The sequence below is a fragment of the Ferrimonas sediminicola genome, from assembly GCF_005116715.1.
Taxonomy (GTDB): Bacteria; Pseudomonadota; Gammaproteobacteria; order Enterobacterales; family Shewanellaceae; genus Ferrimonas; species Ferrimonas sediminicola.
This window is the reverse complement of record NZ_SWCI01000017.1, coordinates 12,530-27,195: the sequence shown is the minus strand read 5'-3', so window position 1 is coordinate 27,195 and position 14,666 is coordinate 12,530. Positions and strand designations below refer to the sequence as shown.

The 14,666-nt window shown below is 62.8% G+C and carries 15 protein-coding genes; 9 read left to right on the top strand and 6 right to left on the bottom strand.

Annotation, left to right across the window (positions count from 1 at the left end):
• Positions 1–5: 5 nt before the first annotated feature.
• The 6 genes from FCL40_RS16915 to pspF form a co-directional block, all read right to left on the bottom strand.
• The gene (locus FCL40_RS16915) at positions 6–794 is read right to left on the bottom strand and encodes a peptide ABC transporter ATP-binding protein (RefSeq protein WP_136854477.1); all 789 of its coding nucleotides are present in this window, start codon (positions 792–794) and stop codon (positions 6–8) included.
• Positions 791–1,789 carry an oligopeptide/dipeptide ABC transporter ATP-binding protein gene (locus FCL40_RS16910; RefSeq protein WP_136854476.1) on the bottom strand — a complete coding sequence of 333 codons (999 nt, stop codon included), beginning with the start codon at positions 1,787–1,789 and terminating at the stop codon, positions 791–793. Before FCL40_RS16910 ends, FCL40_RS16915 begins: the two co-directional genes overlap by 4 nt.
• Entirely contained in the window at positions 1,789–2,679 is an 891-nt protein-coding gene (locus tag FCL40_RS16905) for an ABC transporter permease subunit (protein WP_136854475.1), read from the bottom strand. Before FCL40_RS16905 ends, FCL40_RS16910 begins: the two co-directional genes overlap by 1 nt.
• Entirely contained in the window at positions 2,666–3,697 is a 1,032-nt protein-coding gene (locus FCL40_RS16900; RefSeq protein ID WP_136854474.1) for an ABC transporter permease subunit, read from the bottom strand. The genes FCL40_RS16905 and FCL40_RS16900 overlap by 14 nt, the downstream gene beginning before the upstream one ends.
• Complete coding sequence (locus FCL40_RS16895) at positions 3,698–5,302, bottom strand: ABC transporter substrate-binding protein (RefSeq protein WP_229360367.1); 1,605 nt, start codon at positions 5,300–5,302, stop codon at positions 3,698–3,700.
• Positions 5,303–5,371: 69 nt separating this feature from the next.
• Positions 5,372–6,427 carry a phage shock protein operon transcriptional activator gene (gene pspF, locus FCL40_RS16890; protein WP_136854473.1) on the bottom strand — a complete coding sequence of 352 codons (1,056 nt, stop codon included), beginning with the start codon at positions 6,425–6,427 and terminating at the stop codon, positions 5,372–5,374.
• Between the two features lie 186 nt (positions 6,428–6,613).
• On the opposite strand from pspF, the gene pspA reads away from it, so the two are divergent.
• From pspA to tyrR, 9 genes are all read left to right on the top strand, one after another.
• Complete coding sequence (gene pspA / locus FCL40_RS16885; protein WP_136854472.1) at positions 6,614–7,282, top strand: phage shock protein PspA; 669 nt, start codon at positions 6,614–6,616, stop codon at positions 7,280–7,282.
• A 28-nt stretch (positions 7,283–7,310) separates the two neighbouring features.
• A complete protein-coding gene (gene pspB / locus FCL40_RS16880; protein WP_136854471.1) occupies positions 7,311–7,541 on the top strand; it encodes an envelope stress response membrane protein PspB in 231 nt (76 codons plus the stop codon).
• Positions 7,531–7,914: an envelope stress response membrane protein PspC gene (gene pspC, locus FCL40_RS16875; RefSeq protein WP_136854470.1), complete on the top strand. Its 384-nt coding sequence runs from the start codon at positions 7,531–7,533 to the stop codon at positions 7,912–7,914. Before pspB ends, pspC begins: the two co-directional genes overlap by 11 nt.
• A gap of 63 nt (positions 7,915–7,977) precedes the next feature.
• Positions 7,978–9,375, top strand: coding sequence for a YcjX family GTP-binding protein (locus FCL40_RS16870; protein WP_136854469.1), 1,398 nt, complete (start codon positions 7,978–7,980; stop codon positions 9,373–9,375).
• A complete protein-coding gene (locus FCL40_RS16865) occupies positions 9,372–10,361 on the top strand; it encodes a TIGR01620 family protein (protein WP_136854468.1) in 990 nt (329 codons plus the stop codon). The genes FCL40_RS16870 and FCL40_RS16865 overlap by 4 nt, the downstream gene beginning before the upstream one ends.
• Before the next feature lie 131 nt (positions 10,362–10,492).
• Positions 10,493–11,701, top strand: a complete 1,209-nt coding sequence (locus FCL40_RS16860; RefSeq protein WP_136854467.1) for a trans-sulfuration enzyme family protein — start codon at positions 10,493–10,495, stop codon at positions 11,699–11,701.
• A complete protein-coding gene (phhA, locus tag FCL40_RS16855; protein WP_136854466.1) occupies positions 11,698–12,489 on the top strand; it encodes a phenylalanine 4-monooxygenase in 792 nt (263 codons plus the stop codon). Before FCL40_RS16860 ends, phhA begins: the two co-directional genes overlap by 4 nt.
• A gap of 9 nt (positions 12,490–12,498) precedes the next feature.
• A complete protein-coding gene (locus FCL40_RS16850; RefSeq protein WP_136854465.1) occupies positions 12,499–12,837 on the top strand; it encodes a 4a-hydroxytetrahydrobiopterin dehydratase in 339 nt (112 codons plus the stop codon).
• A 214-nt stretch (positions 12,838–13,051) separates the two neighbouring features.
• Entirely contained in the window at positions 13,052–14,599 is a 1,548-nt protein-coding gene (gene tyrR / locus FCL40_RS16845; protein WP_136854464.1) for a transcriptional regulator TyrR, read from the top strand.
• Positions 14,600–14,666 lie beyond the last annotated feature (67 nt).

The following is a 14,666-nucleotide window of genomic DNA, read 5'->3' as shown; positions in this document are numbered from 1 at the left end:
CAGGGTCACTGCGGCTGCTCGATGATGAGCATCTGCTCCTCCAGCAGCCGCCGGGTATACTTGTGCTGGGGGTTGGCAAACACTTCCATGGTGCGCCCCTCCTCCACCACCTCGCCCCGCTTGAGGACGATAACCCGGTCGCTCATATGCCGCACCAGCCCCAGGTCGTGGGACATCAGGATGTAACTCAGTCCCAGCTTCTGCTGCAGCTCCAGCAGCAGGTTGACGCACTGTGCCCTCAGGGAGGAGTCCAGCCCGGACAGGGCCTCGTCGGAGATGATGATCTTCGGCTCCAGCATCAGCGCCCGGGCGATGGCCACCCGCTGCCGCTGGCCGTGGGAGATCATATGGGGATAGAAGTCGGCGTGTTCTCGCAGCAGCCCCACCTTCTTCAGGATGCGGTTGACCGTCTGTTCACGCTCCGCCTTGTCCTGGTTGGTGTTGAACTTCAGCGGTTCCTCCAGCAGCTGACCGATGCGCTGGCGCGGGTTCAGCGAGGTGGTGGGATCCTGGAAGATCATCCGAATCAGGCTGCAGCGGCGTTTGTGGTCCATCAGCTCTAGGTGCTCCCCGTCCAGCAGGATCTCGCCGCTGCTGGCTTGCTCGGCGCCCGCCAGGATCTTGGCCAGGGTGGTGCGGCCGGAGCCCGCTTCGCCGACAAAGGCCAGGGTCTCCTTGGGGTAGAGTTCGAAGGAGATCGGCTCCAGGGCGGTGTCATACACCTTGCGAAAGCGGCGGTAGCCAGCGGGAAACTTCTTCGACAGATCTTTCACCTGCAGCAGGGGGGTGCTCATGATTTCTCCTCCTCCTCCATGTTCAGCGGGAAGTGGCAACGGTAGGCGTGGCCACTCTTGGTGGCGACCCGCGGCGGGTTTACGCACTCCTTGCGGGCATGGGGGCAACGGGGCCCCAGGCGGCAGCCAATGGGCAGATGCTGCAGCGGCGGAATCATCCCCTCCAGGGTATTGAGCTGGCGCTTGGGCAGCACCGTCATGTTGGCGCTGGGGGCGCTGGCGATCAGGGCCTGGGTGTAGGGATGGTAGGGCTCCTTGATCAGGGCGGCGACGCTGCCGGACTCCATCATCTGGCCGCAGTAGAGCACGCTGAGGTTGTGACTCCAGCGAGCCACAGAGTTGAGATCATGGCTGATCAGCAGGATCGCCACGCTCTTGGTCTGGTTCAGCTTGGACAGCAACCGGTAGATCTGGGCCGCGGTGGCGGTTTCTAGCCCGGTGGTGGGTTCGTCGGCGATCAGCAGCTTGGGACGGTGGGACACCGCCATGGCGATCATCACCTTCTGTGCCAGCCCCTCCGACAGCTCCCAGGGGAAGGCGCGCATCACCCGGGTGTGGTTGTCGACCCCTACCCGGTGCAGCAGGTCGATCGCCATCTCCTTGCGCGCCCGGTTGCGCCTCCACCAGGGCAGGTCGTCGAAGTCGGGCATCGCCTCAATCAGCTGGCCGCCGATCCGGCTGCCGGGATCCAGACAGGAGGCCGGTTCCTGGAAGATCATCGCGATCTCCCGCCCCATCAGTTTGCGTCTCTTGTTGATGGACATGGTCAGCAGGTCTTCGCCTCGCCAACTGAGACGATCGGCGATGATGCGGGTGCGCTTGTCGGTGATCCCCATGATCGCCTGGGCCAGCAGGCTCTTGCCGGAGCCGGACTCGCCCACCAGGCCGTGGATCTCCCCCTCCTGCAGGGTGAGACTGAACTTGTCCACCGCCACCAGCCGGCCGTGGGGGGTGTTGAGTTCGATGGTGAGATTACGAATATCGAGCAGGTGCATCAGCCACGCCCCTCCAGCAGGGCCTGGCGCAGCCCTTCACCTACCACATTGGTGGCCAGCACGCTGAACAGGATCGCCATGCCCGGCATGGTCACCGTCCAGGGGGCGGTCAGCAGGTTGTCCAGACCCTGCTCCACCATGGCGCCCCATTCCGGGGAGGGGGACTGGGCGCCCAGGCCAATAAAGCCCAGGGCGGCGATATCCAGGATCGCCACCGAGAAGGCCAGGGTGGTCTGGACGATCACCGCGTTCCAGACGTTGGGCAGGATGGAGTCGTAGAATACCTGCCAGGATCCGGCGCCGTCGAGGCGGGCCGCCACCACGTACTCCTTCTGCATCTCCTCGTGCACCGCGTTGTGCACCGTGCGCACGAAACGGGGCACCAGAGACAGGCCCACCGCCCAGATCACGTTCTCCAGCCCGGGGCCCAGCACCGCGGCAAACAGGATCGCCAGAACCAGCGACGGCATGGAGAGCAGGGTATCCAGCAGGTGGGAGAGCACGCTGGCCTTCAGTCCCTTGGTCATGCCGGACAGGCTGCCGATGATAAAGCCACACGCCAGGGACAGCAGCACGATCACCAGGGCGTAGCCGAAGGTGAGGTGGGCCCCCTGCAGGATGCGGGAGAACAGGTCCCGCCCCAGATCGTCGGTACCGAGGAAGTGTTCCACGGTGCCGACGTCAGCCCAGGAGGGGGGCAACAGCAGGGCGGCCGGGTCCTGGTAGGAGGCGGGGTAGGGGGCCACCAGCGGGCCCAGCAGGCTCATGGAGAGAATCAGCATCAGCACCCACAATCCGATGAGAGACAGCGGGTTGCGGGTAAAGCTCTCCCAGATGGTTTGCCACAGCGAGGGGATCTTCTCCTCGTAGTAGATATTAACGTTGCCCATAGATCTCTTTCCGGCTGATGGGGTTGAGTGTGGTGTGGACCACGTCAAACAGAATGCTCAGGAACACGATGAACAGGGAGATGGTCAGCACTCCGCCCTGGAGGGCGGTGTAGTCCCCCTGACGCAGGGCCGCCACCAGCCAGGCACCGACGCCGGGCCAGGAGAACAGCAGCTCGACGATGATGATGGAGCTGGCGATGGGCCCCAACTGCAGGGCCAGGACCCGGAGTACCGGTGCCATGGCGTTGGGCAGGGCGTGGTTCATGATCAGCGTATAGCGCGATACCCCACGGGCCTCAAGGGCGCGGATGTAGTTTTTATCCAGCTCCTCCGCCAGGGAGAAACGGGTGATGCGGACGATGATGGTCAGGGGCAGCACCATCACCACCGACATCGGCAGGACAAGGTGCGCCCAGGCGTCTGCCATGGCGGCCGCTCGCCAAGGGCTGTCGGACAGGAAGATGTCCACCAGCAGCAACCCACTGAATTCCGGGATCTCATACATCAGGTTGATGCGCCCCGAGGCGGGCAGCCAGTCGAACTGGATGCCGAAGGTGATGATCTGCAGCAGGCCCAGCCAGAACACCGGCAGGGAGAAGCCCACCAGGGTCAGGGTCATCACCAGCCGCTGCACCGTGGTGTTGCGGCTCAGGGTGGCCAGCATGCCGATGGGGATGCCGATCAGCAGGGCCAGGCCGATGGAGAGCATCCCCAGCTCCAGGGTCGCCGGCAGTACCTGCAGCAGCTGATCGGCGATGGGCTCGCCGGAGTTCATGGAGACGCCGAAGTCCCCCTTGAGCCGGGCGTTGACATAGGCCACGTAGCCGACAATGGGGCCGTGTTCCAGCCTGTAGGTGTCACTGATCTCGGCCAATTGGGCGATGTCCGGCGCGCGCACGCCGGACAGATTGGAGACCAGATCGCCGGGCAGCGCCCGGGTCACCGCGTACACCACCGCGAACAGCATCAGGGTGGTGAGGACGAAGAGATTGATTCTACGAAGCAGGTAGTTAAGCATTCAGTCCACTCGTTTAACCAGGCCGAATTGGATGCCGCCTACCGTGGTCAGGATCGGCCCCTCCAGATGACGCATCCGTCCCAGGGTGCGGGTGGCATGCGCCAGGGGCAGCAGGGGAACCTGTTGCACCAGGTGCTGCTCCAGCTGCTGGTATTGGATGCGCCGCATCGCCCGATCCTCGTTGGTCCTGGCACGCTGCAGCAGGGCATCAAATTCGCTGTTGCACCAGCGGGCGTGGTTGGTGCCTGAGACCAGGCCGCTGCAACTGAGGATGGGGGTGAAGAAGTTGTCGGGATCGGTGTTGTCGGCGTTCCACCCCAGCAGCACCGAATCGTGCTCCGCCTGGCGCAGCATGCTGGTAAACAGGCTCCAATCGTAGCTCTTGATGGTGACCTTCACCCCGATGGCCGCCAGATCCTGCTGAATCAGCTCGGCGGTCTTGATGGCGTTGGGGTTGTAGCTGCGGCCGATGGGGGGCGCCCAGATCTCCAGGCTCATCCCTGCCAGTCCCTCTTGGGCCAGCAGGGTGCGGGCCAGCTCCGGATTGTAGGGCAGGCTGGAGTGGCCCTGCTGGTAGGCCCAGGAGATGGGGGGCAGCAGCCCCTCACCCCGTGCCGCGGTGTTGTGGTACACCGCCTTGAGGATCTTCTGCCGGTCCACCGCCATCGCCAGGGCCCGTCGTACCGGCAGCTGATCGAAGGGGGGTTTCTGGGTATTGAACGCCCAGTAGGCTACGTTAAAGCTGGGTTGGGCCTCCAGCTTCAGGTCATCATACTCCTGCAGCAGTGACAGCTGGCCCACCTGGGGCAGGGCGGCCACGTCGCAGTCGCCGCCAATCAGTTTGATCATCCGTCCGGTGGCGTTGGGGGTGATGTCGAAGATCAGCTGCTCCATGGCCGCCGGTCCCCGGAAATACTCGGGGTGACGCCTATAGCGCACGAATCGGTTTTTCTTGTAGTCCACCAGTTGGAAGGGACCGGTGCCGATGGGTTGATGATCGATCAGTGACATCTCCCCCTCCTCGGACAGCTGCTTGCCGTACTCGGCGGAGAGGATCACCGCGAAATCGGTGGCGATGTTGGTGAGGAAAGTGGCATCGGGCCGGCGCAGTTCAAACTCAACCTGGTAGTCGTCAAGCTTGCGGATCGCGGCCAGGTTCTCGGTCAGTTCGATGTTCTGGAAGAAGGGGTACTGCCCGCCGCCCACGCCGTGATAGGGGTGGTTCACCTGGGTGATTCGCTGGAAGCTGAACAGCACATCGTCCGCGTTAAAGGGACGGCTGGGGCTGAAGCGTTCACTGGTCTGGAACCAGACCCCCTTGCGCAGGGTAAAGTGGTAGTGGCGGCCATCCTCGGAGACCCGCCAATGTTCCGCCAGCTCCGGAACCAGTTGGCCGCTAAGGTCATCGAACCCCAGCAGACGGTTGTAGATCTGCTTGGCGCTGGCGTCCAGGGCACTGCTGGAGGTGACCAGCTGAGGGTTAAACAGCTCCGGGTTGGCTTCGGAGCAGTACACCAGTCCCTGGGTGGGGGCGGAATCGGTACGGCTGCAGCCCTGAAACAGGCCAAGCAACAGCAGCGCCGCGAGAACACGAAAGTGAGTCATTGGGTCAACTGACGTTTTTGGGATCCGGCTAGTGTAACAAAGCTCTGGACCTGAATCATCTGCTCCGGATCACAACAGGTCGTACTTCTTCAGTATGCCCCGCAGTTGGTGGTAGCTTAGCCCCAGCATTTCGGCGGTGCGTTTCTGGTTGAACTGGCTCTCCTCCAGTGCCTGTTTAAGCAGGTCCACCTCGAACCCCTGTACCGTCTCCTTGAAGTCCAGGGGGAGGGCGGTCTTGCCATTGGTGGCCGGGACCTCAGGGGACTCGGGCGCAGCAACCGGCACGGAGAGCGGAGACGTCGGGCTCACCCTGTCCTGGGTCTTGACCCGTTGCTCCGGCCGCCAGGGAGAATCGAAGGGGTCCAGGATGATCTGGTGCACCGGCAGGGCATCGTTGTTGTGTCGGTAGACACTGCGCTCCACCACGTTCTTCAGCTCCCGCACATTGCCGGGCCAGGGGTAACTGAGCAGGGTCTGCTGAGCCTTGCTGGTAAACCCGGGGAACATCGACATATGCAGCTGCCGGGCCATGTTGATGGCGAAGTGCTCCGCCAGCAGCAGGATATCCTCGACCCGCTCCCTCAGCGGTGGCAGGGTGATCACATCAAAGGCGAGCCGGTCCAGCAGGTCGGCTCGAAACTCCCCCCTCTCCGCCAGGGCAGGAAGATCCTCGTTGGTGGCGCAGATGAGACGCACGTCGGTGCGTACGCTGCGGCTGCCCCCGACCCGTTCAAACTCGCCGTACTCGATCACCCTGAGCAGCTTCTCCTGGATCAGCCCGGAGGTGTTGGCCAGTTCATCGAGAAACAGGCTGCCCTTGTGCGCCCGTTCGAACCGTCCTTCGTGGCGCTTGGCGGCGCCGGTGAAGGCGCCGGATTCATGGCCAAACAACTCGCTTTCCAGTAGATTCTCATTAAGTGCCGCGCAGTTGAGGGTGATGTAGGGTTGCTCCCAGCGGCTGGAGAGGAAGTGCAGACGCTTGGCGATCAGCTCCTTGCCGGTCCCCCGTTCACCGATGATCAGCACCGGCTTGTCCAGGGGGGCGACCTGGGAGACATGATCCAGGATGCTGAGAAAGGCGTTGGATTCGCCGATCAGGTTGTCTTGCTTGGGTGAATTGGCCATCGGTCCCTGATGTAGTGTGATTGGCTAAATAGTAGTGGATTTCATAATAGGGACTGGGGCAGGCAAAATAAAGGTTTTTAAAAAAATCAAATAAAAACAATTAAATAAAGTCATGAAAAAAGTTGGCACGCTTTCTGTAACACTAAGGGCAAGAGGGCCAATACAGACTTTTAGAGGAACGAGATTATGGGTATTTTTTCAAGGTTTGCCGACATCGTAAACTCCAATATCAGCGCCCTGCTGGACAAGGCGGAAGATCCTGAAAAGATGGTTCGCCTAATCATCCAGGAGATGGAGGACACCCTGGTTGAGGTGCGCTCCACCTCCGCCAAGGTTCTGGCAGAGAAGAAGGAGGCGATTCGCCGCATCGAGCGTGCCGAGGCACAGGTCAAGGACTGGGCCGCCAAGGCGGAGCTGGCCCTGAGCAAGGATCGTGAGGACCTGGCCAAGGCGGCCCTGATGGAGAAGCAGAAGGGGGCCGATCTGGTGGCGACCCTGAAGAAGGAACTGGTCTACATCGAAGAGCAGATCGACCGCCTGAAGCAGGAGATCAACCAGCTTCAGGACAAGCTCAATGACGCCCGCGCCCGTCAGAAGACCATCATCATGCGCAAGCAGACTGCCAGCTCTCGCCTGGACGTGAAGCGCCAGCTGGATACCGGCAAGATCGACGAAGCGATGATGAAGTTCGAGCAGTATGAGCGCCGGGTGGAAACCCTGGAGGCGGAGGTGGAAGCCCACGAGATGATGCAGCCCAAGTCCCTGGAGGACGAGTTCGCTGCCCTGGCCGCCGAAGAGAAGATCAACGATGAACTTGAGCAGATGAAGAAGAAGCTCAAGAAGAAGAAAGACTGATTAGGGAGGAGTCGGAATGGAAGAGATCATGGGACTACTCATTGCGCCGCTGCTGGTATTTCTGTTTGTCGTGGCGCCCATCTGGCTCATCCTGCACTACCGGAGCAAGAGACAGCTGGCTCAGGGATTGAGCGAGGAGGAGTATCAGCAGTTGAACCAGCTGCTGACCCGGGCGGACAAGATGAGCGAGCGCATTCAGACCCTGGAGGCGCTGCTGGACCAGGAATCACCGGAATGGAGGACCAAGCATGAAGGATAAGCGATCCCAGTTGGTCCGCCTGCCGGACCAGGGCAAGGTGGCGGGGGTTTGTGCCGGCATCGCCGAGCACTTTAACCTGGAGGTGTGGCTGGTACGCATCGTCACCCTCTCCGCCATCCTGCTGACCGGCATCTTCAGCCTGCCGCTGCTACTCTACATCATCGCCTGGGTGCTGCTGGACAAGGGCAGTACCAAGCAGGAGACCCACCAGCCGGAGCTGAAAACCAAGGTGTGGCAGGCCGGCGATTCGCCCCAGAAGGCGATGCAGGAGGTCAGTACCCGTTTCCGCAACCTGGAGCTCAGGCTGCGCAGGCTGGAGAAGCATGTAACCTCCGACGCCTTCCACCTGAAGCGCGAAATCGACAACCTCTAACCTCGAGGGCCCGGTCTGGCAACCGGGCCCAGCCCTTTCCCAGCCCCATCAAACAACGAACCTATGAGTGCCATCAAACACAGGGTAAAACGTCTCACAAGCCAGCTGGAGGAGATCGCCCAGCGTGGCTTGGATCGCCATATCCGCCTCGGAGTCACCGGCATCTCCGGTGCCGGCAAGACCGCCTTCATTACCGCCCTGGTCAACCAGCTGCTGCAGGCGGAGAGCCATCAACTGCCTGCCTGGCAGGTGATGCATCAGGGGCGCTACCTGGGAGGACGCATCGCCCCCCAGCCGGATTTGACCCTCAAACCCTTCGATTACAGTGGGGCCATCGTCTGCCTCAAGGCTCAGCCGCCCAGCTGGCCCCCCTCCACCCGCACCATCAGCGAAATCCGTCTGGCCCTGCGCTACCTGCCCGACAAGGGGTTGGCGGGGCAGTTGGGGCGGCCGGTCACCCTCTATCTGGACATCATCGACTATCCCGGAGAGTGGCTGCTGGACCTGCCGCTGCTGCAGCAGGCGTATCAGCAGTGGTGCGAGCAGATCTGGCCCCAGTTGCAACTGCCCGCCTGGCGGGAAGTGACAGAGGCCTGGTGTGGCCGGGCCCAGGCGCTGTGCGCCGACGCCACCGAAGCGGAGATTGCCGAGCTGGCCGGGGAGTACGCCGATCTGCTGCTGCAGCTCAAACAGAGGTGCGGGGCCAGCCTGCTGCAGCCGGGCCGGGCCCTGCTGCCCGGCGAGCTGGCCGGGGCACCGGTACTGGCCTGGTTCCCCCTCCCGCCCCACAGGCTGGCCGAGCTGCCGGAAGAGTCTGTGCTCAAGCTGACCCTGGAGTCCCGCTACCAAGCCTATCGGGATCAGGTGGTGGCCCCCTTCTTTCGAGATTACTTTGCCAAGCTGGATCGCCAGGTGGTGCTGGTGGACTGCCTCTCGGCGTTGAATCAGGGGCGGGACCAGGTGGATCAGCTGGCCCAGACCCTGCAGGCGCTGAGTCACAGCTTCCGTTATGGTCCCGGATCCCTGGTGACCCGGTTGTTCCGGCCCAGGATCGACCGGGTGCTGTTCGCCGCCACCAAGGCGGATCACCTCACCGTCGATCAGCACCATAACCTGCTGCAGTTGATGCACAGTCTGATGAGATCCTCCCGGCGTCAGCCCCGTTACTTTGGCACCCAGATGGAAACCCTGGTCCTGAGTGCCATCAACGCCACCCGCCAGGGGCAGGTGGAGCGACAGGGCAGGACGGTATCGGTGATCTCCGGCACCAGCCTCGACGGCGACAAGAGCGTCCGTTTCCCCGGGGAGGTGCCCGCCTCGCTGCCCGGTAATGAGTTCTGGCAGGCGCAGGGGTTTAACTTCCAGCCCTTCAGTCCCCCCGACTGGGATGGCCGCGATGCCCTGCCGCACATGAGGCTGGACTATGCCCTGCAGTTCCTCATTGGAGACAAGATGCGATGAAACCCTTAAAAGCCGCCGAAGAGTTCAGCCCGGAGCTGGAGCCGCAGGTGAGACCAGAGGAGGAGAGCCTCATCGCCCCTGAGCCGGTGGAGGTGCTGCCGCGCCGTCGTCGCATGGGCTTATGGGGTAAGGCGCTGCTGGCCAGCGGTGTCCTGCTGCTGCTGACGGAGACCGGCCTGACCCTGATGCGCGCCTGGGGCCAAAGCCCCTGGCTGTTCGGCCTCTACGCCCTGTTCGTCTCCCTGGCCCTGGGCGGCCTGCTGACCCTGGCTGGCCGCGAAGTTGCCCGCCTGCGGCGACTCAGAAACCGCCACGCCCTCAGGGAGCAGCTCCAGCCCCTGGTCGGCAGCGAACAGATGGGGGCGGCTCTGCCGCTGTTGGAGGGACTGAAAACCGAGCTGCCCGGCGCCCGTGAGCGCTGGCCCGAGTTCGAGCGCCGGCGTCAGCCCCACCACAGTGACGCCGAGCTGCTGGCGCTGGCCGATGGCGCCCTGGTGGCGCCTCTTGACCAGCAGGCGGAGGCGATCATCTATCGTTACTCCGCCCAGGCGGCGGTGATGCTGGCCGCCAGCCCGCTGGCGGTGATGGACATGGCGCTGATGCTCTGGCGGAACCAGAGGATGCTGGATGAGCTTTCCCGCCTCTACGGCGTGGAGCCCGGCTATCTGGGGCGGCTCTCCCTGGTGCGGCAGATGCTGGTCAACCTGATCTACGCCGGCGGCAGCGAGCTGGTGCTGGATCTGGGGGGGCAGCTGCTGACGGCCGAGCTCACCGGCAAACTGTCCGGCCGGGTGGCCCAGGGGTTGGGCGCCGGCATGCTCACCGCCAGGCTGGGATATCAGGCGCAGGCCCTGTGTCGGCCGCTGCCCCAGGTCTCCCCCAGGCCGAGGCTGATCAAGGTTCAGGTTCGGCTGCTGGGCGAACTGACCCGCTGGTCCGCCGGGGCCCTGAAGCGAGCCAGGGAAACTGTCGATCGTAACAAATAATTTACATTAAAACGGCGGAGGATTTTTCCAACGGGCTGTTGCCACGGGGTGGCTGGATTATGGTAGGGCTATAAAGTGCGCCCAAGATCACAAAAATCCAACAACGGGTGCGTTATGGGGAGTTAAGCAACATGGCTTCAAAGATGCACCCGGAGACGGCGGTGATCCACGCCGGCCGTCTCCGTGAACCTCAGGGCAGTCTGGTGTCGCCCATCTATCAGTCGGCCACCTTCGTGTTCGACGACGTCCAGACCGGCTCGGCCCGCTTCGCCGGCGAGCAGTCCGGTCCCATCTACACCCGCCTGGGCAATCCGACGGTGGCGGAGTTCGAGCGCCGCATGGCCCATTTGGAGGGGGCCGACGGTGCCGTCGGCTTTGCCAGCGGCATGGCGGCGGTCTCCGCGGTGCTGCTGGGGCTGCTCAGCAGCGGCGATCACCTGATCTGCAACACCTGCCTCTACGGCTGCACCCACTCGCTGGTGAGTGAGCAACTGCCCAGATTTGGCATCGAGGTGACCCAGGTGGATTTCGCCGACCTGGAGGCGGTTCGGGCGGCCATTCGCCCCAGCACCAAGATGCTGCTGCTGGAGTCACCGGTGAACCCACACCTGGCAGTGTATGATCTGGCCGCCGTCGCCGCCCTGGCCCGGGAAGCGCAACTTGTCTCAGTCGTGGACAACACCTTCATGACCCCGCTGTTGCAGCGCCCCAAGAGCCTGGGGATCGACATCGTGCTGCACAGTGCCACCAAGTACCTCAACGGACATGGTGACGTCATCGCCGGGGTGGTGTGCGCCGACGGCGACACGCTGGAGCTGCTTCGTCACCGCAGCCTCAAGGACATCGGCGGTGTGCTGTCGCCCCACGATGCCTGGCTGATCCTCAGGGGGATGAAGACCCTGGCCCTGCGCATGGAGCGCCACTGCCTCAACGCCCAGACCCTGGCTGAGTTCCTGGAGTCCCATCCGGCGGTGACCCGGGTCTACTACCCCGGCCTCGAGTCTCATCCTGGTCACCATCTTTTGGGCAGTCAGATGGGCGCTGCCGGCGGGGTGTTGGCCCTGGAACTGGATGCGGACTTCGAGCAGGCGGTGGCCTTCGTCAACCGGCTCAAGCTGTTCAGCATCGCCGTCAGCCTGGGGGATGCCGAGTCCCTGGTGCAGCACCCCGCCTCCATGACTCACGCCACCTACCAGGTGGAGGACAGGCACCGGGCCGGAATCGGTGACACCCTGATCCGCCTCTCCGCCGGACTGGAGAATGTGGCCGATCTGCTGGCGGATCTGCGCCAGGCCCTGGCGCCTCTGAGCCAGAGCAGCACCCTGGAGGAGGCCCTATGAAAGGCACCAGCTATACCGCACGCCAGCCCGACGAAACCGGGTTTATCCACTACAGCGACGAGGAGCACCGGATCTGGGGTGAGCTGCTGGCCAGGCAGTTGACCTGGATTCCCGGCCGTGCCTGCGATCAGTTCCTCGAAGGGCTGGAGAAACTCAACCTGCCCGCTGATCGCATCCCCCAGCTGGTCGAGGTGGACCGGGTGCTGGAGCAGGCTACCGGCTGGCGTACCGCCCAGGTTCCGGCGCTGATCTCCTTCCAGCACTTCTTCGAACTGCTGGCACAGAAACGTTTCCCGGTGGCCACCTTCATCCGCCGCCGCGAGGAGTTCGATTACCTGCAGGAGCCGGACATCTTCCACGAGATCTTCGGCCACTGCCCGCTGCTCACCAACCCCGCCTTCGCCCACTTCACCCACACCTATGGCAAGTTGGGGCTGGCGGCCTCGCCCAAGGAGCGGGTGTTCCTGGCGCGTCTCTACTGGTTTACCGTGGAGTTTGGCCTGGTGAACACCGAACAGGGACTGCGCATCTACGGCGGTGGGATCCTCTCCTCACCGGGGGAGACCCGTTACGCTCTCTCCGATGAGCCGGAACGCGTGGCGATGTCAGTGGTGGACGCCCTGCGGACCCCCTATCGCATCGACATCATGCAGCCCATCTATTACGTGCTGAGCAATCTGGACGATCTGTTCGATATTGCCGAACTGGATCTGATGTCCCTGGTGAAGCAGGCCCAGGAGCTCGGCCTGCATCAGCCCAAGTTTCGGCCAAAACAAAAAGTAAGCTAAGGAAAAGCCATGTCTGAATTGTCACAACTGAAATGCGAAGCCTGCCAGGCCGGTGCCCCCCAGGTCTCCGACCAGGAGCTGGCAGCCCTGTTGAGCCAGATCCCCAACTGGGGGACCCAGGTGCGCGACGGCGTCATGCAGCTGGAGCGGGTCTACAAGTTCAAAAACTTCAAGCTGGCCTGGGCCTTCGCCAACAAGGTGGCCGAACTGGCCGAGGAGGAGTTCCACCATCCCGGGATTTTGCTGGAGTGGGGCAGGGTCACCGTGACCTGGTGGACCCATGCCATCGGCGGGCTGCACCGGAATGACTTCATCATGGCGGCCAAGACCGACCAACTGCTGGATTGAGCCTATTGCCGGCATGACAGGGGGCCGTACGGGGCCCCCTTCTGCTGTGTGCGGCCCTGGCCACGGGCCAATCTCCTCGTCAAAAGTGGTGCCAATTCACTGGGCATTCGCTCAAAAAACACCCAAAAACATGTAAAGAATTACTGACAGCGTAGTGCCTCATGGCGTTTAGGAGTATTATGAGGCTTTATCGAACAGCAATTTAGGACCTTTTATGCGCCTGGAAGTGAGTTGTGACGACCGCATCGGGTTGGCGAGGGCGATTCTGGAAGTGCTGGAGCAGCACCAGATCAACGTCAACGCCATCGATGCCGAGAGTCAGGGCTACATCTACCTGCAGCTGCCGGATTTGAGTTTCGATGAGCTCGCCGTGTTGCTGCCTATCCTGCGTAAAATTGAGGCGGTTAAGGATGTCCGCACCGTGCCCTTCATGCCTTCGGAGCGGGAGCACTACGCCTTGGTGACCCTGCTCAGTACCCTGCCCGATGCGGTGCTCTCCATCGATACCCGCCTCAAGGTCACCATGGCCAACGACTCGGCGGTGGCGATCTTCGGGTGCAGCCGGGACCAGGTGGAGGGGCAACTGCTGAGCAACTGGGTTCAGGGGTTTGGCTTCCAGCGTTGGCTCCAGTCCGAAGAGGTGCTCCCGCAGGCCAGCCGGGTCCAGGTCCATGGCAGCGACTACCTGGCGGAGATGTTCCCTATCCATCTTCCCGAGGCGGGCGGCGAGGGCACCTCCCTGGCCGGCGCCGTGGTGCTGCTGAAGTCCCCCTCTCGGGTGGGCAAGCAGTTCAACGCCCTGCAGCAGCAGGTGACCGGTTTCGAGACCGTGCTGGCCCAGAGCGACAAGATGAAGGCGTTGCTGGATCAGGCCAGGCGCATGGCCCAGCTGGAGGCGCCCCTGCTGATCTGTGGCGAAACCGGCACCGGTAAGGAGTTGATGGCCAGGGCCTGTCACGACGCAAGCCTGCGTGCCGAGAAGCCCTTCGTGGTGATCAACTGTGCCTCTCTGCCCGATGCGGTGGCGGAGAGTGAGCTGTTCGGCCTGGCCTCGGCGCCGGGGCAGCCGATCAAGAAGGGGGTGATCGAACAGGCCGATGGCGGCACCATCTTCCTGGATGAGGTGGCAGACATGTCTGCCCAGTTGCAGGTGAAGTTGCTGCGTTTCATCCAGGATGGTCGTTTCCGCCGGGTCGGTGACGATGAGGAGATCGCCGTGGATGTGCGCATCATCTGTGCCAGCCAGAAGGATCTTTCCGATCTCTGTCAGCAGGGCAAGTTCCGCGAGGATCTCTACTACCGCATCAATGTGCTTAACCTGATGCTGCCGCCGCTGCGTGAGCGTCAGGCGGACATCGTGCCCCTGGCCGAACTGTTTCTCGAGCACTACAGTCAGCAGCTGGGCAGTCCTGCCCGCCAGCTCTCCGGTGAGTGCCGGGAGTTTATCCGCCACTACGCCTGGCCGGGCAATGTCCGTCAGCTGAAAAACGCCCTGTTCCGCGCGGTCTCCATGGCTGACGGCTTGGGGGAGATCAGCTCCGATGATCTGCGCCTGCCCGCCTGGACCGAAGGCTTCGGCTATTTCGATCAGGAGTTCGAGGGCACCCTGGAGCAGGCGGCGAAGCAGTTTGAATCCAGCCTGCTGCGCCGACTCTACCCCGCCTATCCCAGCACCCGCCAGTTGGCCAAGAAATTGGGGGTTTCCCACACCGCCATCGCCAACAAACTGCGGGAATATGGCATTGGGAAAAAGCGTAAATAATTGATCTACATTGACTTAGTCACCCCTGTAAACCAGGGGTGACATCTTCACCTCCCCCTCAGTTTCT